Genomic DNA, 22,073 nt, shown 5'->3' with positions numbered 1-22,073 from the left:
ACTTGTTCTGGAAGGGGATTCTATGGAACGAAAAAAGTTTATTTATTCCATATTAATTATCTGTTTTTTGGTAACAGTTAGTTTTGCGATATATTTTTACAATCAGTCACAACAATACCAGTCAAAACCACTGTCGCTCAATACAAGTGAAGATGACAGTCCAACTTATCATTTCGCGTTAATTGGCGAAGAAATGGATCATGACTATTGGCGTTTGGTTGGAGAAGGGGCGAAAGATACAGAAAAGAACTATGATGTTTTTGTTGAATATAAAGGACCTAGACGTTCTAATCCAGAAGAGCAGTTGAAACTGCTCGACATTGCCATACAATCACAAGTAGATGGTATCATTGTGCAAGCATTAAATGATGACTTTTTGCCAATGATTAATAAAGCAGTTGATCAGGGGATTCCGGTGATCACGGTAGATACAGATGCCCCAGACAGTGCTCGAGCTACCTATATAGGAACAGATAATTATGCAGCAGGTCAGTTGGCTGGTCGAACATTAGTAGAGGATACGGGTGGAGAAGCAACAGTTGGAATCGTAACAGGGAGTTTTAGTAATGCGCATCATCAATTGCGTGTAGAGGGATTTAGAGAGGTAGTCGAGCAAGAAGAAGGAATTGAAATAGTTGCCATCGAAGAATCCAACATTACTCGAGTAGTGGCAGAGGAGAAAGCTTATAAAATGTTAACAGATAATCCTAAAATCACTGCCTTGTATGGTACTAGTGCATTAGACGGTATCGGGATGGTAGCTGCAGCGGAGTCATTAGAGATGGATGATCTATATATGATTAATTTTGATACTTTAGAAGAGAATATTCAATTAGTACAAGAAGATAAGATCGACGTACTGATTGAACAAAAGCCTTATGAGATGGGGTATCATAGTATTGAATTAATGTTAGACATCATGGAGGGTTCATCTGTTCAAGATGTTTACCATACAGATGTTTCGGTTGTAAGAAAGGATGATCTTGGGCAAATCCAGAAGGCGGGTGATAACCCGTGATCAAAATTCGCACTAAACTATTGATATATTTTACTGCAATTCTGTTACTTGTTGTCATTTTGTTCTTTGTAAGAGAGCAAAGCGCACAGCAAATTGTAGAATTACATGATGAAAGTTCCGAACATTACTTTTTATTAAATGAAATAACCAACACTACGGATCAAACCTATCAGTCCTTGCAAATTTACGTTCACGAACCAATCGAAGAGAATTTAAATTACTACCAGGAAGATAAAGCCGAACTAGAAGAGTTACAAAAGCAATATGATGTAGCGACAGAAGATAGCGTCTCTAAGCAAAATTACCTTAACTTAATTAGAAGTTTTGTCGAACATAGTGATCAAACGGTCAATGGAGTAAATCAGGACGATGTAGAAGCGTATTCCTTTTCCTTAAATGAAGCGGATAATACAGCAACCTATATTCATGAAAAAACGTTAGAATTAATTAATCAAAAGTTAACTCAATATCAAACATTAATTGCTTTAGAAGATCAACGAGTGCAAGATACAAAAAATATGGGGACAGCCATTTTTGTTTCGATTATTATGTTGAGTATCCTCTATGCTTTATGGTTCTCTAACGGTATTACCAAAGTGATCGATCGTTTAACAAGTGCAGCGAAAGAGATTTCAAAAGGAAATTATGCTGGTGAAGATGTCGTGGTTTCTCAAAAAGACGAATTAAAAATATTAACAGATACTTTTAATCAGATGAAACGTAATATCTTACAATCTGTAAGTGATATTGAAGAAAAAGCGCGACTTGCTCAGTTATTAAAGGAAATGGAGTTAAAGAGTCTGCAGAACCAAATAAATCCTCATTTTCTTTTTAACACGTTAAATACGATCTCAAAAACTTCTTATATTGAAGGTGCGGAGCGAACAAGTGACTTAATATCATCCGTTTCTGCTTTACTGCGTTATAATATTGGCGATCTTGAACGGGATACTTCTTTAAAAGATGAGGTCAGGATTGTAAATGAGTACTTTTTTATACAAAAAACCAGGTTTGGTGATCGTGTCACATTTCATCAAGAGATCGAAGAAGAATGCTTATCGGTTGCTATTCCATGTTTGACCTTACAACCGATTATCGAAAATGCCTTCATGCATGGGATTGAAGAAATGGCTGAAGGTGCTGAGATAACGCTTAAAATCTATCCTAAACAAGAGGATGTCTATATTGAGATTATCGATAATGGAGTAGGCATGGAGCAAACAGCGATTGATCGGCTCTTAAGGGATGACCAAAGTAACGTTAACCAGTCAGGAAACAAAGGACATTCGACAGGGATTGGCATGCGTAATGTAATCGATCGATTGAAGTTATTTGCTAAAGACGCACAAGTATCGATTTTCTCTCAAGTTGGAAAAGGAACAAAGGTAATGATCAAGTTACCGAAAGGAGAAACACTATGATAAAAGTCATGCTAGTGGATGATGAGGCAATTGAACGTGAAGGTATCGAAATGATATTAAATAGAAATCGTTCAGATTTTGAAGTAGTAGCGCAGGCGAAAAATGGCAAAGAAGCCGTCGACTTAGCTTTGCTACATCAACCAGATCTTATTTTTATGGATATTAAAATGCCAGAATTTGATGGTTTAGTAGCGATAGAAAGAATACTTCAAGAACAGACTCAGACAAAATGTATAATGGTATCCGCTTTTGATACCTTTCAATATGCAAAAATAGCGATGAAATTTGGCATAAAAGAATATTTATTAAAGCCAAGCAAAGTCTCAGAAGTGTTAGAAGCATATGACAGAATGGTAGAAGAGATAAAGCAGGAGAAAGAACAGGACGCAGAAAAGCTAGCTACTAACACCCGCTTAGAAAGTGCTAGTTCATTAGTTGAGATGGAGTTTATTTTAACACTGATGATGGATCATGTGCATGAATTTGAAGCAGAAGATTGGCAGGAATGGTTAGACTTACAAGATACAACAGGAGTTGTGGCAGTCTTTTCGTTTCAAGCTGATAACTCAAAAATAGATCGTGATCAAAGAAGTAGCTGGTATCAGGCATTAAAACAAGCGTTAGAAGAAACCAACTATACTGCTTTTATTGGTCCGCTTACAGGTTTTCAAGTACCGGTTTTCGTTAAATATGATCAAGAAAACACGGAGATAGACCAATTTGCTAGAGACATGATTCAAACAGTTCAAAAAAATATCGATAATAGTCAGGTATTTGTTGGGGTGGGAGAAAAGATTTTTGAACTCCAACAATTTTCCAGGTCATATGAGGAGGCCATCTATGCATTAGAATTGGTACAGCGTCATAAAGGTGCAAAATACCTCATATATACGGATCAACTTGAATCCAAAAGAAAAGAACTGCTTCCATTTGAGCAGGAAAAAGCACTAATTGAAGCAGTGAAAAAAGGCGATCATCAAACAGGGATACAACGATTTGATAATTACTTTCAGTCCATTCAAAAAAGTGCTGATTATCAAGTCGTTCTTATTAAGAAAACGATTGAAAACTTTTTCATTGTGTTGACGAGAACTACAAAGGAATTAGGAATTAAAGATGATTTTCAAATAACCTTTGACCAATTTGAGACAACGATGCAAATAAAAGAAGCAGCAAAGGCTCATTTATTAATCATCATCGGAAAAATACGTGAGTGGCGTTCCGAAGGGGTAAGAGGCTTGTTATTAGAAGCGAAGGATTATATCGAACATCATTATCACACATCGCTGAAATTAGAAGAGGTTGCAGAAAAGGTCGGTTTAAGTTCTTATTATTTCAGTAAATTATTTAAAGAACATTTTCAAGTAACATTTGTAGAATATTTAACCTCCTATCGACTAGAAAAAGCAAAAACATTATTACTGAATGATAATATGCCGCTAAAGGAAGTGGCGTTAACGATTGGGTATAAAGATCCCAATTATTTTAGCAGAGTATTCAAAAAAGAGCTCGGTCTAAATCCTACAGAGTATCGAAACCAGCAATAATAACAAGATAATCTAGTATTTCGCAAAAAAGTGAAGATGGTTGTCCTTTTATGAAAGTGCAAACATGATAAATTGGATATAGTTTAAAGTTAAAAGCTTTTTTCAGTTAATGAAAGCGTATAAAGAAAGGGCTTTAATCTTTAGAAGTAAAAGAAAACGATATCACACTTTATCATATGGGAGGATTAACATCATGGAAAAGAAACATTCACTTTGGTATGTCATACTTATTGCATCTGCAGCAGGGATGGCAGGGTTATTATATGGTTTTGATACAGCTGTTATTTCAGGTGCAATCGGTTACTTGCAGGAAATCTATAATTTAAGTCCGGCAATGGAAGGTTGGGTGATTTCCTGCGTCATGATCGGTGGTGTTACAGGGGTAGCGCTATCAGGCTTTTTAAGTGACCGGTGGGGTCGTAAAAAACTGTTAATGGTATCCGCTATTTTCTTTATCATTTCAGCATTAGGATCAGCCTTTGCCATTGACGTAACAACATTAGTATTAGCTAGAATTCTAGGTGGTTTAGGAATCGGTTTTGCTTCGGCATTATCGGTAACATATATTAGTGAGTGTGCACCACCGGCAATTCGTGGTCGTTTAGGATCGTTGTATCAGTTATTTACGATTCTAGGTATCTCTGCTACCTTTTATATTAATTATGGTGTAGCAAACAGTGGGACATATGAATGGGGACTTGAACTTGGTTGGAGATGGATGCTAGGTTATGGAACGATCCCAGGGATTATTTTCTTAATTCTTTTATTCTTTATACCGGAAAGTCCACGATATTTAGTACAGAAAAAAGACGAGAAACAAGCGCTTCATATTTTGCAACGTATTAACGGTGAAAAAGTAGCGGCGAAAGAATTAAAAGAAATAAAGGCATCGATTGAAGTGGAACAAAGCAGTTCCGCAAAAGAATTACTAAGACCAGGTCTAAGAATGGCAATGGGTGTAGGTATTTTCTTGGCCCTGTTTAATCAGGTAATCGGTATGAATGCGGTAACGTACTATGGTCCAGATATTTTTAGAAGTGTCGGATTTGAGAATAATACAGAATTTTTAGCTACAAGTATCATTGGTAGTGTACAGGTAGTCTTTACGATTGTGGCGTTGTTATTAATAGATAAATTAGGTCGTAAAAAACTGATGGCAATTGGTTCTAGTTTGATGGCAGTGTTCATGGTATTAATAGGTGCTGTATTCTATTTAGACCTTCCCAATGCGGGAATTTTCTTAATTATCTTTATAGCTGGTTTTACAGCAGCGTTCTGCGTATCAATGGGACCTATCCCTTGGATTATGATCCCGGAAATTTTCCCGAACCACTTACGTGCAAAGGCAGTAGGGATTGCTACAATTTTCTTATGGGGCGCAAATTGGGCGATTGGCCAATTTACACCAGTGCTTATTAACAACATGGGCAGTGCATTTACGTTCTGGATGTTTGCAGTGATCAACGTAATTTGCTTTATCTTTGTTATGACCATCGTGCCAGAAACAAAAAACAAATCATTAGAAGAAATTGGCCAATTATGGAAAACGAAAGAACAAAAAGAAAACGAGAAGCAAGTAAAAGAGGAACTAGCCTAAAATATGAAATAAGCAGATCATCGTCGTATGATCTGCTTATTTTTAATATAATGGCCAAGCCTTAGTGGTTGTGAAGACTTTTCTGCCTTTTAGAATGACCACGTTGTTTCATTGTTGTCTATTGTTTCCCTTGGTTTGGTTTGTCGATACCATTGGAGACATAAGATGAAAATAATTACGACATCCACTATATCTCCTCCATAAAACATGAGCATACTGCCTTGTTCAGCTTGCTCTGAAGGAATACCTATTGGAGGATTGGCATAGATGAATTTTGCTAAAATACCGTGTCCAGCTAAGGCTGCGATTAGTATGATGGATCGATAAAGGTAACTAGTTCGATGTGGTAACGGATCAATATAAATCAAAGAAGCTGTAAAGATATAACCTGCAAGGAAGATATGAATATGGACGACGACATATATAAACAGGTGCTGATGCATAAGAACAAAAAGATTGGTGGTATATAATAGCCATAACCCGCCTATATTTAATATCGCCGTTACTAACGGATCTGTCATAACACGAAAAGGAGAGGACCTCAATATACTCGTTACTATTTTTGCGTGATGTATCGGTAAGGCTCTAAGGATTAAAGTAATTGGTGCAGCTAAAACCATTAGTAAAGGGGCCACCATTCCTAAAAGTAGGTGTACAACCATATGTAACAAGAAATCAGAATGAGCTCTTTCTGCTAAAGGACCAATAACAGATATAAGTGCAGAAAAACTTCCCAACGTCCATAAAGCTGTGCGAAAAATAGGCCATGACCTTCTTTTTCTATGAGATATTACGTGTGCTACAACATAAGCGATGAAACAGATGAGGAAAGGGAGTGTCAGAAGTATTTGGCTTATAACCAGTAACTGTGCAGATTGATTATGCATGTTCGATGGTCCCTTTCCTAGTTAATAGAATCAACCCTATTAAGATCATCCCTACAGCTATTACATTCCAAATGATGTCATAGATGATTACATTCTCTACATATCTAATTTGATGAATTCTCATAAGCTTGTGCTGAATAATCCCGTCATATAATTGAAAACCACCGCCACCAAGAAGTATACCGCCCCACCATTTATGTTTAACGAAAGCAGCCCTTCGTCTTAGATCAGCGAACATGAATAAACCACCGATCGTTGCAAACCAACTGAAAGCATGAAATAAACCATCAGAAATTAATCCAATACTAGTAGTGGATTGGTCATAAAAGTGATGCCAATGAAGCAATTGATGGAATATCACTTCATCAACAAATGCTACGATACCAAGTCCAAACAAAATACCAGATAAAATATTACGAAAAGAATAGTTGATTGTATCTTCCATAATAAACTCCTTTCTTTTCCCTCTATTAGGATACCCATGCTATTTATCATATAAACGATTATATGTAAAATATGGTAGAATGATGGATAACAGGTGGTGAAATGATGGTTAAAGCTGTTCTATTCGATTTAGATGAAACATTATTAAACAGAAAAGAATCCGTGTTACATTTCTTATCCAATCAATATGACAGGTTGTCATCCTTAAAACACATTCCAAAAGATGATTATAAAAAAAGGTTTGTGCAATTAGAGAAAAACGGATATGTTTGGAAAGACGTTGTCTACGAACAGCTCGTGACAGAATTTTCGATTACAGATATTTCGAAAGAAGCCTTATTGGAGGATTATATACAGAATTTTCAACATCATTGTATACCTTTTCCACATCTTATCCCCATGTTAGAGAATTTAAAAGAACAACATTTCAAATTAGGTCTGATTACGAATGGTAAAGAGCAATTTCAAATCAACAACATCCAAGCATTGCAAATAACATCCTATTTTGATACGATTCTCATCTCAGAATCAGAAGGTGTGAAAAAGCCTGATCCCATCATATTTCAACGAGCACTGGATAGGTTAGAGGTACCTCCTGATCAAAGTGTTTTTATCGGCGATCATTTAGAAAATGATGTGTTCGCAGCAAAGAGAGTTGGGATGAATGTACTGTGGAGAAGTGCTTCTAATTACGAGGGGATTATTTCAATTACAGACTTAAGAGAAATAGAATTGTGGATAACTAAATGGAATGGAGGAGAAACGTATGGAAATTGAGTTTTTAGGAACAGCCGGTGCGATGACCACTCCAAGACCACTATGTAGTTGTGATGTATGTAAAGAAGCTAGAGAAAAAGGAGTACCTTTTAGTAGATTAGGACCTAGTATTTTTGTTCATGGACCAAATCTATTAATAGATACGCCAGAGGAGATCACTGTACAAATAAATCGATCATCTGTCGATCAAATTCAAGGGATTTTGTATTCGCATTGGCACCCAGACCATGTAATGGGAATAAGAGTGATTGAATCTATTACAGCAGACTGGATCCATTATCCAGAGCATCCGGAGGCCATCAATGTATATTTGCCAGAGCAAGTAAAAAAAGATTTTGCTACATATATTGGCACTGATAAACATCTAACCCATTTGGAACGGCAGGGATACGCTCGTGTAGTGCAATTACAAGATGATGATAGAATTAGTGTCGAAGAGGTAACCATTCAGCCTATTCGACTTGCAGAAGAATATGTATATGCCTATCTTTTGGACAATGGCAGTAAAAAGGTGCTGATTGCCATGGATGAATTAAATAATTGGCAGCCGAGTGAACAGCTGAAAAATATCGATATTGCTATATTACCGACAGGGGTTTTTGAATATCACCCTATTTCAGGTGAACGAAAAATTCAAGCAGACCACCCAGTTCTAGAGGAAGAAGCTACTTTCGAGGAAACTATTCATATCATAGATCAATTAAAGGCAAAGAAGGTTATCTTAACGCACATTGAAGAAGCAGCTCAATTGGGTTATCTAGATTTGAAAGAAATAGCAACCTATTATAATAATAAAGGATACAACCTTGAATTTGCCTATGACACTTATAAAATTAATGTATAGATTTTCAAGAATCATTAGCGTTTCAATTTGTTGCCTTCAGGGAAAAGTATGAGAAAATAATCATCATTTTTTAGCTGGAGGTAATGACCAAAATGTCCAATCATTCGGAAACAAAACAAAAAGCAAAAAAAGCAACAGATGAAGCAAAACCTTGGTTAAGGGCTATAGCTCGTAGCGGATATATTGCAAAGGGTATCGTTTATATATTGGTTGGCGTCCTTTCCGTCATGGCAGCTGTAGGTGTGGGAGGTCAAACCACAGACGGATCTGGGGCCATTGCTGCTGTTGCGAATGAACCGTTTGGCAATGTTCTGGTTTGGATTATTGCTATTGGTTTAATAATCTATGGTGGATGGAAGATTGTGCAATTCTTCAAAGGTCCTTCAAGAGAAAACAATAAAGGAAAAGACGTAATTATGAGAATTACATATCTCGTAAGCGCAAGTATCTATTTATCGTTAGCGTACAAGTCGTTCTCTATGCTTCTCTCTAACCAAAGTTCTAGTAGTTCCAGCTGGCTCAGTATCATATTGGATTTACCCCTCGGGGAATGGATTGTATTTAGTATTGGATTAATAATAGCTTCTGTCGGGATTAACGAAATAATCAATGGTTACAAGGAGAAGTTTGTTGATAAGTTTAAGTTCAATGAAATGAGCAAAAAAGAAATAAAGCTAGGTAAAAAAGTAGGGAGAATCGGATTGATTGCTCGAGGTATAACATTTCTTGTCTTAGGTTTCTTTATTATGGCAACCGGATTCACCAAAGACTTACAAGTGGAAGCAGGTCTAGACGGTGCACTTCAGAAAATTGCTCAGCAGCCGTTTGGGCAGTGGATGCTAGGTCTAGTTGCAATAGGTCTTGTACTATACGGTGTTTTCCAAATCATGAAGGGAAAGAATCGTAATATGAATATCTATTAATGAAAATTCACTTGATTGATCCTTTTTAATGTTGTATCCATATATATAAATATATACAGAAAGTCAAACACCCTAGTTAATTCGCTAGGGTGTTTGTTGGTTTTCATTTTCCTATAAATTGTTGTGTCCAGTGGTTTCCGTCTTCGACAAATCCTACACCAATATGGGTAAAGTCACCATTTAAAATATTGGCACGGTGCCCTTCGCTATTCATCCAACCATTGACTACTTCTTCCGGTGTGCGCTGTCCTTTTGCAATATTTTCACCAGCTGTTTGATAGTTAATTCCTGCTTGCTGTATCATATCAAAAGGAGAACCGTATGTTGGACTATTGTGGCTGAAATAGCCATTGTCCGCCATATCTTGAGATTTATTTCGAGCTACTTTGCTTAGTTCCTGATCCAATTTCAAAGCCGGTAACCCTTGTTGTTGACGTTCCTGGTTAGTAAGCTCTACTACTTCTCTTTCAAATTGATTGATATCATTTGATACAGGTTCGTCTTCAGTATCATCTTGTTTAACCTCTTCTGTTGGAGCCGATTGTTCTTGCTTGGCTTCTTCTGTGGATTCTTTAGGTTCTTCCTTTACGGGCTCTTGCTGCTTGTTTTCTATATTAGCTTGTTCTTGACCTTCTTGATCTGCTTCCTCTTGTTTTTCTTCAGCTGGTTCAGCAGGTGTTGTTTCTTTTGTTTCTTCTGGAACTTCAAGAACAGGTGCTTCCTCTTCTTTTGGCTGTTCTTGTTCTACTGTCCAATCTGTTAGCAATTTATCTATTAATGTTTGAATATCGGATTCAGAGAATCTTTCTGAATTAATAGTTTGAAAGATTGTACTCTTGCTATGATGTTTTGCGGAAGCAGCATCTTCAGCTGAAAATCCACTACCAAACACGAATGCACTGATCATTATCCCTGTTATGCTTAATTTCTTAATCATGCAAAAACACTCCTCTTTTTTGAAATTTCAACTCTATCATAGCACAGGATTTTTGTAATAATTTTGGAATAAAAACCCATTTTACAACCAGTAAATACTCTTCCTTATTTGATAAGGAGAGTACTTAATTTTTAATCCAAATATAGGAAACAATAGAAATAATATTTAAAAAAGTAATCTTGACATCGATAAATAAAAGGGAAATTGTAACAAGATATTTCAGTAACTTTTCAAAGTTAACGGTTTTTGAAATAAATTTAGCAAAACAGGTTTATAAAATAAAATAAGGGGAAAACGATCAGATAAGTTATACAAAAACTATACAAAAGGAGATGTTGAGTGTGAAAAAGTTTTTATCCATGTTTTTTGTAATCGTTTTAATGTCGTCATTGTTTGTGGGTGCTGTATCGGCTGACAATCATGATGGGGAAGAGGCAATGGTTCGAATACTGCATGCGTCACCTGATGCACCTGAAGTCGATGTTTATGTCAATGATGAAGCTACAGTTGAAGGAGCAGCTTTTAAAGATGCGACAGATTATATGTCCGTTCCGGCGGGTGATCATGATGTAGCAATTTATGCTGCAGGAACATATGGAGAAGAAGATCCGGTAATCGAAACCACACTTACGGTAGAAGCTGGACAAGCATATACTGTAGCAGCAACAGGAATGCTCGAAAATTTATCGTTAGAAGTAGCAATGGATTCCATGGAAGTATCAGAAGGAATGACAAAGGTTAGAGTGGGTCACCTGTCACCAGATGCTCCAACTGTTGATGTAGGTGTAATCGATGGAGATGCGTTATTCTCTGGAGCTTCGTTCCCAGCAATTACAGACTACTCTGAATTAGAGGCAGGAACATATGATTTAGAAATTCGTACAGAAGATGGTACACAGGTATTGGATTTATCTGGAACAACTTTAGAGGAAAACACAGTATATAGTGTGTTTGCTATCAATACAGCAGATAACCTAGAAGTATGGATGCTAGAAGATTATACGATGATGCCTAGTGAGATGCCACAAACTGGTATGGGTGGTGCCCAATCAGATTCTAATGGAATGATGATTGGTTTAGCAACTGCTTTAGCTGGTGCAGTACTTGCGGGATTTGCCATTACTCGTAAAAAATCAATGAATCAATCATAATGATGATGGGCCAACGAATAATATGGCTGGTAGCGGTTCTCCTAATTATAGGAGGATCTGCTACTTTCTATACTTCATTAAATAAGACACAAGCAATGGAACAGCAAGTAAATATAAGTGCTCATACAGTAAGTTCCATAGAAATAGAGCATAAGCAAATAACGGATAAAACGGATAGTACAGAGAAGAAAGAACAGGTTATAGTCGACCAACCTGTAGCAATCCGTATTCCTTCTTTAGCAATCGATGCACCAATCATCCACACAGGATTAAATGATCAAGGTGAAATGGTTGTTCCTGATAATGGAGAAGAAGTCGCTTGGTTTGAACTTGGACGTATGCCAGGAGCAAATGGCAATTCCGTCTTAGCTGGCCATGTTGATGATTATCAAGGTCCAGCAGTGTTTTTTCAGCTAGAAAATATTGAAATAGGTGCAGAGGTCATCATAGAAGGTGATAATGAAGAAACGTTAACTTTTGTTGTAGAACGTATTGAGGCATATCCTTATGATGATGCACCAATCAGAGAGATATTTGGTCCTACTGATGAAAAGCGTTTAAATCTTTTGACATGTACAGGCTTATATAATCAATCAATGGAGACACATGAAGAACGATTGGCAGTTTATACGGTTTTGAAAGAATGAGAGACATAGTCTGATTACATAGACAATGTCTCTTTTTTTTCTCTAAGTTAAGATGGTTTTATCGACGATGACGGTGCAATTTTTGTGATTGTGCAAAACGGAAGCAGGGAAATCCTCTGTGACCTTCCCTTTTAATAGCTGTCTATACGCATCCTTTTTCTCTTCACCTGCTACAAGTAACAAAATCTCTTTACTTCGCATAATGGTTTCGATCCCCATCGTAATTGCTTGTGTAGGAACCTCATCAAGACTATCAAAAAAACGAGCATTAGCTTCAATCGTAGACGGAGCGAGTTCTACTATATGTGTACTTTGGTTAAAAGGAGTGCCAGGTTCGTTAAAACCGATATGCCCATTATTGCCTAATCCTAATATTTGCAGATCAATTTCGCCTGCTTCTTCTATTAATGCATCATATCTGCGGCATTCCTCATGAAAATCAACTGCCATACCATTTGGTATATTCGTTTGATTTGAGGGGATGTCAATATGTTGAAATAGCTGATTATTCATGTACTGACGATAACTATTAGCATGTTCAGCTGGCAATCCAATGTATTCATCTAGATTAAAAGTCACTGTATTTTTAAAAGAAATCGTTCCATCACGGTGTTCAGAAATAAGTTTTTTATATAAACCTATTGGGGTAGAACCAGTGGCAAGTCCTAAGACAGGATGATGGATCGACTGTATTTTATTAATTACAATATTAGAAGCAATCTTACTCATCTCCTGATAGTTTTCTGCTTTAATAATCTGCATCCTGACCCTCCTTAAAAGCAATAGATCCTTGACAAATCGTGTAGTGAAGGTTGAGCTCCTCATCCACTAACAACATATCAGCGACTTTTCCTTCTTGTAAACTACCTTTCTGTGTATAAATATCGATTTGTTTAGCTGGGTTTACCGAAGCCATTTTGATAATGTCTCTAACTGAAGCATGTGCGTATTTTCGCATGTTTTTAGCAGCATCGATCATAGTTAAGGTACTGCCGGCTAACGTGCCATCTTCTAAGGTGGCTTTATCCGCTTCAACAGTTACTTGATATCCACCTAAATCATAAACACCTGAAGATAACCCTTTAGCTCGCATCGAATCTGTAATCAATAAAAGATTTTCACTGCCAATATTGTCATATACTAGCTTTAGCATTTCCGGTGCCACATGAATACCATCAGCAATAATTTCCGAACGTAATTGTGAAAATGTGAAAGCAGCACCGATTGGGCCAATCTCGCGATGATGAATGCCGTTCATTGCATTACACAAATGGGTTAACTGTTGTAATCCTTGTTTTAATGCTTTCTTTATATCTTTGAATGTAGCATTTGTATGACCTGCAGAAATATTAACATTTTGTTCGGATAAGAAAGTCATCAATCCTGCCATTTCGTCTAATTCCGGTGCGATTGTAACGGTTTTTATTTTTCCTTTTGCACTATCCTGCCAATATGCGAATTGTTCAATAGATGGCTTTTGGATATATTCAACTGGTTGGGCTCCAGCTTTCTGTTTTGCTATAAATGGACCTTCGAGATGAATGCCAACGATTTCAGCCTCAGTTGCTTGAGGGTTGTATTCCGCTATATTTTTGAGAGCGGAAGTAATAGAAGATGGGTGTTGTGTGATCGTTGTTGGTAAAAAGCTTGTTACCCCTTCATTAGGTAAAAAAGCAGCAATGCGTTTAATGGCATCTGGAGTTCCGTCCATCACATCCGCTCCATTCGCTCCATGAATATGTCCATCAATGAAACCGGGTATAGCATGTAACTTCCTTCCATCGATTGCTTTTGCTTGCTCTAAATTTGGTGGTTGACCTGTACCAATTTTAGCTATGATGCCTTCTTGTATTAGAATATATCCATTCTCAATAATACTTTTTTCGGTGTATATCTTTATATTGTGTAGTAATAGAGGTTGTTTCATTTGAATCCTCCTCATCATATTAACAAAATAATATCATCTTATTGTATATATGTCTAGACATTTAAATGTGTATACATATTTACAAGTTTTTGTTAAAATATAATGTATTAAGGACAAAGGAGCGGGTTACGTTGATAGATAAAAATTCTCCCCTTCCGATTTACTACCAAATCGAACAAGAAATAAGAGAACAAATTAAATCAGGAAAGCTAAAACCCGGTCAATTGCTTCCTTCAGAGCGTGTTTATACGGAACGATATAATATTAGTAGGATGACCATCAGACAGGCATTGCATACCTTGACGAGCGAAGGGTTGTTAGTAAGAGAAAAAGGACGAGGGACTTTTGTAGCGGAACAAAAGTTAAATCATCATTTGACTGGTATTACTAGCTTTAGTGAAGAGATGCACCAGAAAGGATTGCAAGCTACGTCAGAAATTATCGCTTTTGAAAAAGTTCCAGCACCACACAACATTGCTGAACATTTACAAATAAATCAGTCGGAAGAAATATATATGATAAAGCGTCTGCGCAAAGCGGATAATATCCCGATCGCTTTTGAAATATCCTATATACCTGTAGCGATTGCGAAGGGTTTGAATGAAGAAGAAATGACTCGATCTTTTTATCGATATATTGAAGAGGAATTGAACTATATCATATCTCATGGCGAACAAGAGATTGAAGCGACCTTGGCCAAAGAGGTGGAAAGTAATCTATTGCAAATTGAAAAAGACTCACCTATCTTACTGATTCACCGCTTAACCTATATCAAAGGCGATATCCCTTTTGAATATGTTCAGACAAGCTACAGAGCAGATAAATATAAATATTCGGTACAGTTGCCACGAACAGAATAGAAGAGACATGCTCCGTTAGGGACCATGTCTCTTCCTTGCACGCGGAAAATTTGAATATTTTCCTATTTGGTTGTTGATACCGTTCTTTTTGTCTTGAGCAAACTGTCTTGCAACTGACGACCGTTCTTCACTCGTCTTTAGCAGTTTGAAGCAACTGGCTCTTACCTTATTCGGTAGGAATATTGCAACGATCACAATCTCACATTAGCCAGTATCAAAAGCACTTTCCACAAAAAATCACTTACAACATTAATCTTACACTTGACGAGTTTCTTTCGTCAGTTAAGCAAATTTTCCGCCAAGGCTGTGCCTTTCACTAGAAGTGTTTCGCCTTGTAATAAGCATTACCCTCTATAGAAGATATCTAAACCTATTTTTTTAGCTAATATTCAAGATAAATATAGTATTCATTTCACTAGGAATCATATATACTAGTCAGTATAGTTTCTCTAAAAAAGGAAGGTTTCTTTGATGACAGATGAAAATCAAAATATAACAAGAATTGAACTAGATGGGAAAGAATACATACTAATTGGCACAGCACATGTTTCCAAACAAAGTGCTGAGCAAGTAAAGCAAGTTATTGAAGCTGAGCAGCCGGATTCGGTATGTGTCGAGCTTGATAAACAACGCTATGAATCGGTTGTGAATGGTAGCAAGTGGAAGGATATGGACATTTTTCAGGTAATCAAAGAAAAAAAAGCAACGCTATTGTTAATGAATTTAGCGATTTCTTCATTTCAAAAACGAATGGCAAAACAGTTTGGTATTCAACCTGGACAAGAAATGATCCAAGGTATTGAGTCTGCAGACGATATTGGAGCAGAATTAGTGTTAGCGGATCGAAATATTCAAATAACGTTTGCCCGCATATGGGGAAGTATTGGATTTAAAGGGAAAATGATGTTATTAACACAGGTATTAGGTGGTGTGTTTTCTAAAGAATCCATTACCGAAGAGGAATTAGAAAAAATGAAAACACAAGATTCCATCGATAGTGTTTTAAGCGAATTCTCTCAAGCTTTTCCTCGCTTAAAGAAACCATTAATAGATGAGCGCGATCAATACTTAGCACAAAAGATTAAAAAAGCACCCGGCGAAAAAATTGTAGCCGTTCTAGGTGCTGCTCATGTCCCAGGAATAACAAAAGAAATTCATAAAGAGCAGGATTTGAAAAAACTAACGAAATTGCCACCTAAGTCAAAAGCACCGAAGATTATTGGTTGGTCGATTCCAGTGGTTATTATTGCGTTAATTGCTTACACCTTTTTATCTGATCCTGTTTCAGGATGGCAACAGGTGATGAGTTGGCTGATCTGGAATGGTGGCTTTTCGGCATTAGGTGTAGTGCTTGCCTTGGGCCATCCGTTAGCGGTATTGACTGCACTAGTTGCAGCTCCGATTACATCACTTAATCCACTGATGGCAGCGGGATGGTTTGCAGGATTTGTTCAAGCACTAGTAAAAAAACCGCACGTATCTGATTTTGAATCTTTATCAGACGATGCCCATACGGTAAAAGGCTTCTGGCACAATAAAGTGACGAGAATACTTTTAATTATTGTGTTTGCAAACTTGGGAAGTACCTTAGGAACCATTATAGCGGGTACCGATATTGTACGTGTATTTATTAATAGTTTATAAGAAAATGGACTTTTCTAGGAGAAAAGTCCACTTTTTTATCTTTGAGTAGAACGTTTGTTCTGTTATGTGTTATACTAAAGACAACCCTCTCGAAAGAAAGGGGGTGGGGAATATGGAAGTGGTATTAACGTTGGTTGCTTTAAGTGTGAGCATTGTAGTTGCTTGTCTGAACTTAACAACTGCAATTATGAACTTAAAAAAACATAAGAAAAAGGATCATCGCTCTGCCAAGCGACGACCCAAGTAAACCACATGAGTGTGAGGAGAATTCCTCGCACTCACTCCATATTCTATTTCTATTATACAAGAAATATGTGTGCGATGTAAACGAATTTTGCTTCCTAACTAGAGTATGTCTTCGATTGTTTGTTCAATTGTTGCATATTGAAAAACATAACCTGCATCTACTAATCGTTTAGGCAGAGCCCACCTGCTTTTCAAAATAAGCTCTGTTTCCGTTCTTAGAAAAATAGCGCCTAGTTCCAATAACGGTGCAGGAGCTGGTAACCCTATCGGACGATTCAAATGTTGGCGTAATGCCCGCATTAAATGGTGGTTTGGAATTGGATTTGGTGAAGAACAGTTAAACACACCTGTTAGTTGTTTTTCCTTTTTTAGAAATTGTGTAATCTGAAATAAGTCCTCCACATGTATCCAACTAAACATTTGGTTTCCATTCCCTTGGATGCCGCCAAGTCCGTATGAAACTAAGTTTTTATATGGAGTGATCACACCGCCATTAGGTCCAAGGACGATTGCAATTCTTAGGGCAACTTGACGCGTATGTGGTAATGAAAAACGAAAAAAAGCTTTTTCCCATTTAGTAGCTACATCTACAGAGAAACCTGAGCCTATCTCTCCATTCTCTTCGGTCATTGGCCGATCTTCCGCATGACGGTAAATCGTTGCCGTACTAGAATTAATCCATAACTCAGGAGGATTGACACATTTCTTAATGGCATCCCCAAGCAACTTTGTCGTCCCTGTTCGAGAAGTGATGATTTCCTTTTTGTTTTTTTCGTGATAGCGACAGTTCACCGATTTACCTGCTAAATTAATAACTAATTCTGCGTTTTCTAATGCTTCGATCAGCGCCTCTTGATCATTCCATGTAATAGCTGGAGATCGGCGCGCAATAATTTTAACGTCATAACCCTTTTTAATAAATTGCTGTTTAAAATAATTTCCGATAAATCCAGTTCCACCTGCTAATACCACTTTTGGTTGCATCTGCTACACTCCCAATTTTTGCATTTTCTTTATCATAACAAAAGTTGCGTCATTGTAAAATTTTTCTGACAATTATAAGGGTATTTGTTATAATTAACAGTTATAAAGATCTTTAAGTACATAGAACGAATCATAGGAATAACTCTTATTAAATGAATGGAGATGAACCTTGATGAAGAAAGCATTAATCAATATTGATTATACAAATGACTTTGTCGCAGAAAATGGTGCATTAACATGTGGTGAACCAGGACAACAAATAGAGGACAGAATTACTGCTATTACGGAAGACTTTGTGAAAGAGGGAGCATATACTGTGTTTGCCATTGACCTCCATGAGAGAGAGGATCGATTTCATCCAGAGTCAAAACTTTTCCCGGCACATAATATTCGAAACACAAAAGGACGGGATCTATATGGAAAGTTAAAAGCCCTCTATAATCAGTATGAAAATGAAGAACATGTATATTATATGGATAAAACGAGGTATTCTGCTTTTACAGGAACGGATTTAGAGATTAAACTAAAAGAAAGAGGAATAAATGAGGTCCACCTGGTTGGTGTTTGTTCTGATATTTGCGTATTGCACACAGCAGTGGATGCGTATAATAAGGGATATGACATTGTTATTTATCAAGATGCGATCGCCTCATTTAATCAAGCAGGACATGAGTGGGCACTTGGACACTTTAAAGATACATTGGGAGCAACGGTAATAGAATCTGGAGGGGAATAACAATGACTTACGAAGATGATAGCTTAATGCTTCATACCGATCTCTATCAAGTGAATATGGCAGAAACGTATTGGCGAGATGGCAAGGCACAGAAAAAAGCAGTATTTGAATTATACTTTCGTAAACTACCATTCGACAATGGATATGCTGTTTTTGCAGGATTGGACCGTGTATTGGACTTTATCGAAAATTTCGGGTTTACCGAAAGTGATCTCACCTATTTGAAGGAAATTGGTGGGTATGAGGACGATTTTTTAGATTATTTAAGACAATTACGTTTTACTGGTACGATTCGTTCCATGAAAGAAGGGGAGGTTGTTTTTGCAAATGAACCTTTAATGAGAATCGAGGCACCTTTGGCAGAAGCGCAATTAATCGAAACACCTTTACTTAATATTGTGAATTACCAAACATTAATAGCCACCAAAGCGGCAAGAATTAAATATGTGGTAGGAGATAATACGGTAATGGAGTTTGGTACAAGAAGAGCACATGAAATGGATGCAGCGATATGGGGAACGCGCGCTGCCTATATCGGAGGATTTTCTGCCACCAGTAATGTAAGAGCAGGGAAACTTTTTGGTATACCAATTGCGGGTACACATGCTCATTCGATGGTGCAAGCTTATCGTGATGATTACGTTGCTTTTAAAAAATATGCGAGCACTCATAAAGATTGTGTCTTTTTAGTAGATACCTACGACACATTACGGTCTGGCTTGCCAAATGCGATTCGTGTCGCAAAAGAATTTGGTGACAAAATTAATTTCCGAGGGATTCGCCTAGATAGTGGAGATATGGCCTATTTATCGAAAAAAGCACGAAAAATGCTAGATGATGCAGGTTTTCCGGATGCGAAAATCATTGCTTCCAATGACTTGGATGAATATACAATTCTAAACTTACAGGCGCAAGGGGCTCAAATTGATATCTATGGAATTGGTACCAAACTAATTACTGCTTATGACCAAGCAGCACTTGGTGGTGTTTACAAGCTAGTAGCAATAGAAGAAGACGGTGACATGATTGACACCATTAAAATTTCAGCTAATCCTGAGAAGGTAACAACTCCAGGTAGTAAAAGGGTTTATCGTATTATTAATAATGAAAACGGACATTCTGAAGGGGATTACATTGCTTTAGAACATGAAAACCCCCAAGCAGAAGAACGTTTAAAAATGTTCCATCCGGTGCATACATACATTAGTAAGTTTGTTACTAATTTTACAGCTAAGAATTTACATAAAGATGTTGTTCTGAATGGCAAGATCAATTATAAAAGTCCATCACTAGAAGAAGTTCAAAACTATACGACTAGTAATATGAACTTGTTATGGGAAGAATATAAGCGAACCATGAAGCCGGAAGAGTATCCAGTGGATTTAAGTGAAGAATGCTGGGAAAACAAAATGAACCTTATTCGTAATATTAAGAAAAAAGTAAAACAAATGGTAGAGTAGCGGAAAGGAGCCTTAATTGTGCGTTCATTACAAAAAGAAATTATTGAAACCTTACAAGTACAACCAACCATTGATCCCAATCAGGAATTTCGACGTAGTGTAGAGTTTGTCAAAGCTTATTTGAGTAAACACTCTTTTTTGAGAAGTGCTGTATTAGGGATTTCAGGGGGGCAAGACTCGACTTTGGCAGGTTACATTTGTCAAACAGCAGTCAATGAGTTAAACACTGATCAAAAAGATGAAAAGTATCAATTTATTGCAGTCCGTCTGCCATATGGGGAGCAAGCAGATGAAGATGATTGCATCGACGCTATTAATTTTATCAAACCGAGCAGGGTAGTACGTGTCAATATTAAAGCAGCGGTTGATGCCAGTGAAATAGCAGTGGAAAAAGAAATCGGCAATATAAATGAGTTTGTCAAAGGTAATACCAAAGCTCGTGAACGCATGAAAGTACAATATGATATAGCAGCTGCGTGTGATGGTGTTGTGATTGGTACAGATCATGCAGCAGAAGCGGTTACCGGCTTTTTTACGAAATATGGGGATGGCGCAGCCGATATTTTACCATTATATCGTTTAAACAAAAGACAAGGAAGATCTATTTTAAAAATGTTAGGATGTCCAGAGCATTTGTATACGAAAGTACCAACAGCAGATCTAGAAACTGATAAACCACAAATTCCTGACGAAGTCGCATTAGGAGTAAGCTATGAAGCGATTGATGATTATTTAGAAGGTAAAGAAGTAAACGAAGAGCAAGCGAAAACGATTGAAAATTGGTATACGAAAACACGTCATAAACGAGAAGAACCAGTAACGGTTTTTGATCAATGGTGGAAGTAACCTTTAAAAGGTGATTGCCTTATGTGGCATCACCTTTTAATTGCTTTTTCATATTGGATTTGTTATATTTATCTCGAATTCAAACTATTAGAACATCTTTGTTAGGAGATGAGTGTATGAACGGCTTAAAAGGAATGCACCATGTAACAGCTATTACGAGTAGCGCAGAAGAAAATTATAAATTTTTCACATATGTACTTGGCATGCGTCTAATCAAAAAAACAGTTAATCAAGATGATATTCAAACCTATCATTTGTTCTTTGCAGATGATAAAGGTAGTCCGGGTACGGATATGACCTTTTTTGATTTTCCAGGGATTCCAAAAGGATCACATGGAACAAACGAAATTTACCGAACTGCTTTTAGGGTGCCTTTAGATGAAGCGTTAGAGTATTGGGAAAAACGATTTAATCGCTTGAATGTGCAACATGATGGAATAAAAGAACAGTTTGGCAAAAAAGTGTTATCATTTGTTGATTTTGATGATCAGCAATATCAGTTAATATCAGATCAAAATAACGAGGGAGTAACTTCGGGCACACCTTGGCAGGATGGACCGATCCCATTAGAATTTGCGATCACAGGCTTGGGGCCGATCACTGTACGAATCCAAGATTTTAAATACTTCAAACAAGTTATGGAAAAGGTATTGATGTTTAAAGAGATCGATCATAGCGATTCTTTTCATTTGTTTGAAGTAGGAGAAGGTGGAAATGGAGCCCAAGTGATTGTAGAAGAAAATGTCGTATTACCGATGGCTCAGCAAGGTTATGGAACGGTTCATCATGCAGCATTCCGAATTGATGATTTGGAGACATTGCATCAATGGGATCAGCATTATCGCAGTTTTGGTCTGCAGACATCTGGATATGTCGATCGCTTTTTCTTTAAATCCTTGTATACGAGAGTAGCTCCACAAATCTTGTTTGAACTTGCAACAGATGGACCAGGATTCATGGGTGATGAGCCTTACGAAACATTAGGTGAAAAACTGTCCTTACCACCATTTTTAGAAGATAAAAGAAAAGAAATTGAGGGTATGGTACGACATATTGATACGGAAAGAAGCTCAAAGCATTTTGAAAAAGAATACGAATAATTGCCTAATCGGTTAGGACAAAAGTGATCCGGACGTTGCAAATTCAAAGGGATTTGTGGTCGTTCGGATTTTTTAAT

General features: G+C 37.1%; 22 protein-coding genes. 16 read left to right on the top strand and 6 right to left on the bottom strand.

The window, feature by feature from the left end; translation table 11 throughout:
* The first annotated feature begins 22 nt into the window (after positions 1-22).
* The 4 genes from BN3107_RS01915 (at position 23) to BN3107_RS01900 (ending at position 5,583) form a co-directional block, all read left to right on the top strand.
* Positions 23-1,018, top strand: coding sequence for a sugar-binding protein (locus BN3107_RS01915; protein WP_058305954.1), 996 nt, complete (start codon positions 23-25; stop codon positions 1,016-1,018).
* The gene (locus BN3107_RS01910; RefSeq protein ID WP_058305953.1) at positions 1,015-2,439 is read left to right on the top strand and encodes a sensor histidine kinase; all 1,425 of its coding nucleotides are present in this window, start codon (positions 1,015-1,017) and stop codon (positions 2,437-2,439) included. The genes BN3107_RS01915 and BN3107_RS01910 overlap by 4 nt, the downstream gene beginning before the upstream one ends.
* Positions 2,436-3,986, top strand: coding sequence for an AraC family transcriptional regulator (locus tag BN3107_RS01905; protein WP_058305952.1), 1,551 nt, complete (start codon positions 2,436-2,438; stop codon positions 3,984-3,986). The genes BN3107_RS01910 and BN3107_RS01905 overlap by 4 nt, the downstream gene beginning before the upstream one ends.
* Positions 3,987-4,095: 109 nt before the next feature.
* Positions 4,096-5,583 carry a sugar porter family MFS transporter gene (locus BN3107_RS01900; RefSeq protein ID WP_331456348.1) on the top strand — a complete coding sequence of 496 codons (1,488 nt, stop codon included), beginning with the start codon at positions 4,096-4,098 and terminating at the stop codon, positions 5,581-5,583.
* Positions 5,584-5,672: 89 nt separating this feature from the next.
* Here BN3107_RS01900 and BN3107_RS01895 read toward each other — a convergent pair whose 3' ends face one another.
* Together BN3107_RS01895 and BN3107_RS01890 are read right to left on the bottom strand one after the other, a co-directional pair.
* Positions 5,673-6,470 carry a cytochrome c oxidase assembly protein gene (locus tag BN3107_RS01895; RefSeq protein WP_058305950.1) on the bottom strand — a complete coding sequence of 266 codons (798 nt, stop codon included), beginning with the start codon at positions 6,468-6,470 and terminating at the stop codon, positions 5,673-5,675.
* Positions 6,463-6,915 (bottom strand): DUF2243 domain-containing protein, encoded by a 453-nt coding sequence (locus BN3107_RS01890; RefSeq protein WP_058305949.1) that lies wholly within the window; start codon positions 6,913-6,915, stop codon positions 6,463-6,465. The genes BN3107_RS01895 and BN3107_RS01890 overlap by 8 nt, the downstream gene beginning before the upstream one ends.
* A gap of 101 nt (positions 6,916-7,016) precedes the next feature.
* Between BN3107_RS01890 and BN3107_RS01885 the strand changes: the two genes are divergently transcribed.
* The 3 genes from BN3107_RS01885 (at position 7,017) to BN3107_RS01875 (ending at position 9,458) form a co-directional block, all read left to right on the top strand.
* Positions 7,017-7,691, top strand: a complete 675-nt coding sequence (locus tag BN3107_RS01885) for an HAD family hydrolase (RefSeq protein ID WP_231735233.1) — start codon at positions 7,017-7,019, stop codon at positions 7,689-7,691.
* A complete protein-coding gene (locus BN3107_RS01880) occupies positions 7,681-8,535 on the top strand; it encodes an MBL fold metallo-hydrolase (RefSeq protein WP_058305947.1) in 855 nt (284 codons plus the stop codon). The genes BN3107_RS01885 and BN3107_RS01880 overlap by 11 nt, the downstream gene beginning before the upstream one ends.
* 92 nt (positions 8,536-8,627) lie before the next feature.
* Positions 8,628-9,458 carry a DUF1206 domain-containing protein gene (locus tag BN3107_RS01875; protein WP_058305946.1) on the top strand — a complete coding sequence of 277 codons (831 nt, stop codon included), beginning with the start codon at positions 8,628-8,630 and terminating at the stop codon, positions 9,456-9,458.
* 103 nt (positions 9,459-9,561) lie between these two features.
* On the opposite strand, the gene BN3107_RS01870 is transcribed toward BN3107_RS01875, so the two are convergent.
* The gene (locus BN3107_RS01870; RefSeq protein WP_058305945.1) at positions 9,562-10,395 is read right to left on the bottom strand and encodes a CAP domain-containing protein; all 834 of its coding nucleotides are present in this window, start codon (positions 10,393-10,395) and stop codon (positions 9,562-9,564) included.
* A 341-nt stretch (positions 10,396-10,736) separates the two neighbouring features.
* On the opposite strand from BN3107_RS01870, the gene BN3107_RS01865 reads away from it, so the two are divergent.
* A complete protein-coding gene (locus tag BN3107_RS01865; RefSeq protein ID WP_058305944.1) occupies positions 10,737-11,546 on the top strand; it encodes a DUF4397 domain-containing protein in 810 nt (269 codons plus the stop codon).
* Positions 11,546-12,193 carry a class F sortase gene (locus BN3107_RS01860; protein WP_058305943.1) on the top strand — a complete coding sequence of 216 codons (648 nt, stop codon included), beginning with the start codon at positions 11,546-11,548 and terminating at the stop codon, positions 12,191-12,193. The genes BN3107_RS01865 and BN3107_RS01860 overlap by 1 nt, the downstream gene beginning before the upstream one ends.
* A gap of 42 nt (positions 12,194-12,235) precedes the next feature.
* On the opposite strand, the gene nagB is transcribed toward BN3107_RS01860, so the two are convergent.
* Positions 12,236-12,955 carry a glucosamine-6-phosphate deaminase gene (gene nagB, locus BN3107_RS01855; RefSeq protein WP_058305942.1) on the bottom strand — a complete coding sequence of 240 codons (720 nt, stop codon included), beginning with the start codon at positions 12,953-12,955 and terminating at the stop codon, positions 12,236-12,238.
* The gene (gene nagA / locus BN3107_RS01850) at positions 12,942-14,120 is read right to left on the bottom strand and encodes an N-acetylglucosamine-6-phosphate deacetylase (RefSeq protein WP_058305941.1); all 1,179 of its coding nucleotides are present in this window, start codon (positions 14,118-14,120) and stop codon (positions 12,942-12,944) included. The genes nagB and nagA overlap by 14 nt, the downstream gene beginning before the upstream one ends.
* Before the next feature lie 131 nt (positions 14,121-14,251).
* Between nagA and BN3107_RS01845 the strand changes: the two genes are divergently transcribed.
* From BN3107_RS01845 to BN3107_RS20195, 3 genes are all read left to right on the top strand, one after another.
* Complete coding sequence (locus BN3107_RS01845; RefSeq protein WP_058305940.1) at positions 14,252-14,980, top strand: GntR family transcriptional regulator; 729 nt, start codon at positions 14,252-14,254, stop codon at positions 14,978-14,980.
* Positions 14,981-15,451: 471 nt separating this feature from the next.
* On the top strand, positions 15,452-16,624 hold the full coding sequence (locus tag BN3107_RS01840) for a TraB/GumN family protein (protein ID WP_058305939.1): 1,173 nt from the start codon (positions 15,452-15,454) through the stop codon (positions 16,622-16,624).
* Between the two features lie 112 nt (positions 16,625-16,736).
* Complete coding sequence (locus BN3107_RS20195) at positions 16,737-16,871, top strand: hypothetical protein (RefSeq protein ID WP_262359928.1); 135 nt, start codon at positions 16,737-16,739, stop codon at positions 16,869-16,871.
* 98 nt (positions 16,872-16,969) lie between these two features.
* Here BN3107_RS20195 and BN3107_RS01835 read toward each other — a convergent pair whose 3' ends face one another.
* Entirely contained in the window at positions 16,970-17,854 is an 885-nt protein-coding gene (locus BN3107_RS01835) for a TIGR01777 family oxidoreductase (protein ID WP_058305938.1), read from the bottom strand.
* A 172-nt stretch (positions 17,855-18,026) separates the two neighbouring features.
* Here BN3107_RS01835 and BN3107_RS01830 point away from each other — a divergent pair, with 172 nt between their 5' ends.
* The 4 genes from BN3107_RS01830 to BN3107_RS01815 all read left to right on the top strand — a co-directional run bounded on the left by BN3107_RS01830 (position 18,027) and on the right by BN3107_RS01815 (position 21,996).
* Positions 18,027-18,590 carry a cysteine hydrolase family protein gene (locus BN3107_RS01830; protein ID WP_058305937.1) on the top strand — a complete coding sequence of 188 codons (564 nt, stop codon included), beginning with the start codon at positions 18,027-18,029 and terminating at the stop codon, positions 18,588-18,590.
* Positions 18,591-18,592: 2 nt separating this feature from the next.
* Positions 18,593-20,050, top strand: coding sequence for a nicotinate phosphoribosyltransferase (locus BN3107_RS01825; RefSeq protein ID WP_058305936.1), 1,458 nt, complete (start codon positions 18,593-18,595; stop codon positions 20,048-20,050).
* Between the two features lie 18 nt (positions 20,051-20,068).
* A complete protein-coding gene (gene nadE, locus BN3107_RS01820) occupies positions 20,069-20,896 on the top strand; it encodes an ammonia-dependent NAD(+) synthetase (protein WP_058305935.1) in 828 nt (275 codons plus the stop codon).
* Positions 20,897-21,012: 116 nt separating this feature from the next.
* Positions 21,013-21,996, top strand: a complete 984-nt coding sequence (locus BN3107_RS01815) for a ring-cleaving dioxygenase (RefSeq protein ID WP_058305934.1) — start codon at positions 21,013-21,015, stop codon at positions 21,994-21,996.
* Positions 21,997-22,073 lie beyond the last annotated feature (77 nt).

It is taken from the genome of Gracilibacillus massiliensis (genome assembly GCF_001458115.1).
Taxonomy (GTDB): Bacteria; Bacillota; Bacilli; order Bacillales; family Amphibacillaceae; genus Gracilibacillus; species Gracilibacillus massiliensis.
This window is presented reverse-complemented; position numbering and strand designations above follow the sequence as displayed.

Excerpts from the sequence above, each read along its gene's own strand:
- BN3107_RS01915 (WP_058305954.1), top strand. The coding sequence starts at position 23 with ATGGAACGAAAAAAGTTTATTTATTCCATATTAATTATCTGTTTTTTG.
- BN3107_RS01905 (WP_058305952.1), top strand. The coding sequence starts at position 2,436 with ATGATAAAAGTCATGCTAGTGGATGATGAGGCAATTGAACGTGAAGGT.
- BN3107_RS01900 (WP_331456348.1), top strand. The coding sequence starts at position 4,096 with ATGAAAGCGTATAAAGAAAGGGCTTTAATCTTTAGAAGTAAAAGAAAA.
- BN3107_RS01895 (WP_058305950.1), bottom strand. The coding sequence starts at position 6,470 with ATGCATAATCAATCTGCACAGTTACTGGTTATAAGCCAAATACTTCTG.
- BN3107_RS01890 (WP_058305949.1), bottom strand. The coding sequence starts at position 6,915 with ATGGAAGATACAATCAACTATTCTTTTCGTAATATTTTATCTGGTATT.
- BN3107_RS01885 (WP_231735233.1), top strand. The coding sequence starts at position 7,017 with ATGATGGTTAAAGCTGTTCTATTCGATTTAGATGAAACATTATTAAAC.
- BN3107_RS01880 (WP_058305947.1), top strand. The coding sequence starts at position 7,681 with ATGGAAATTGAGTTTTTAGGAACAGCCGGTGCGATGACCACTCCAAGA.
- BN3107_RS01875 (WP_058305946.1), top strand. The coding sequence starts at position 8,628 with ATGTCCAATCATTCGGAAACAAAACAAAAAGCAAAAAAAGCAACAGAT.
- BN3107_RS01870 (WP_058305945.1), bottom strand. The coding sequence starts at position 10,395 with ATGATTAAGAAATTAAGCATAACAGGGATAATGATCAGTGCATTCGTG.
- BN3107_RS01860 (WP_058305943.1), top strand. The coding sequence starts at position 11,546 with ATGATGATGGGCCAACGAATAATATGGCTGGTAGCGGTTCTCCTAATT.
- nagB (WP_058305942.1), bottom strand. The coding sequence starts at position 12,955 with ATGCAGATTATTAAAGCAGAAAACTATCAGGAGATGAGTAAGATTGCT.
- nagA (WP_058305941.1), bottom strand. The coding sequence starts at position 14,120 with ATGAAACAACCTCTATTACTACACAATATAAAGATATACACCGAAAAA.
- BN3107_RS01840 (WP_058305939.1), top strand. The coding sequence starts at position 15,452 with ATGACAGATGAAAATCAAAATATAACAAGAATTGAACTAGATGGGAAA.
- BN3107_RS20195 (WP_262359928.1), top strand. The coding sequence starts at position 16,737 with ATGGAAGTGGTATTAACGTTGGTTGCTTTAAGTGTGAGCATTGTAGTT.
- BN3107_RS01835 (WP_058305938.1), bottom strand. The coding sequence starts at position 17,854 with ATGCAACCAAAAGTGGTATTAGCAGGTGGAACTGGATTTATCGGAAAT.
- BN3107_RS01830 (WP_058305937.1), top strand. The coding sequence starts at position 18,027 with ATGAAGAAAGCATTAATCAATATTGATTATACAAATGACTTTGTCGCA.
- BN3107_RS01825 (WP_058305936.1), top strand. The coding sequence starts at position 18,593 with ATGACTTACGAAGATGATAGCTTAATGCTTCATACCGATCTCTATCAA.
- BN3107_RS01815 (WP_058305934.1), top strand. The coding sequence starts at position 21,013 with ATGAACGGCTTAAAAGGAATGCACCATGTAACAGCTATTACGAGTAGC.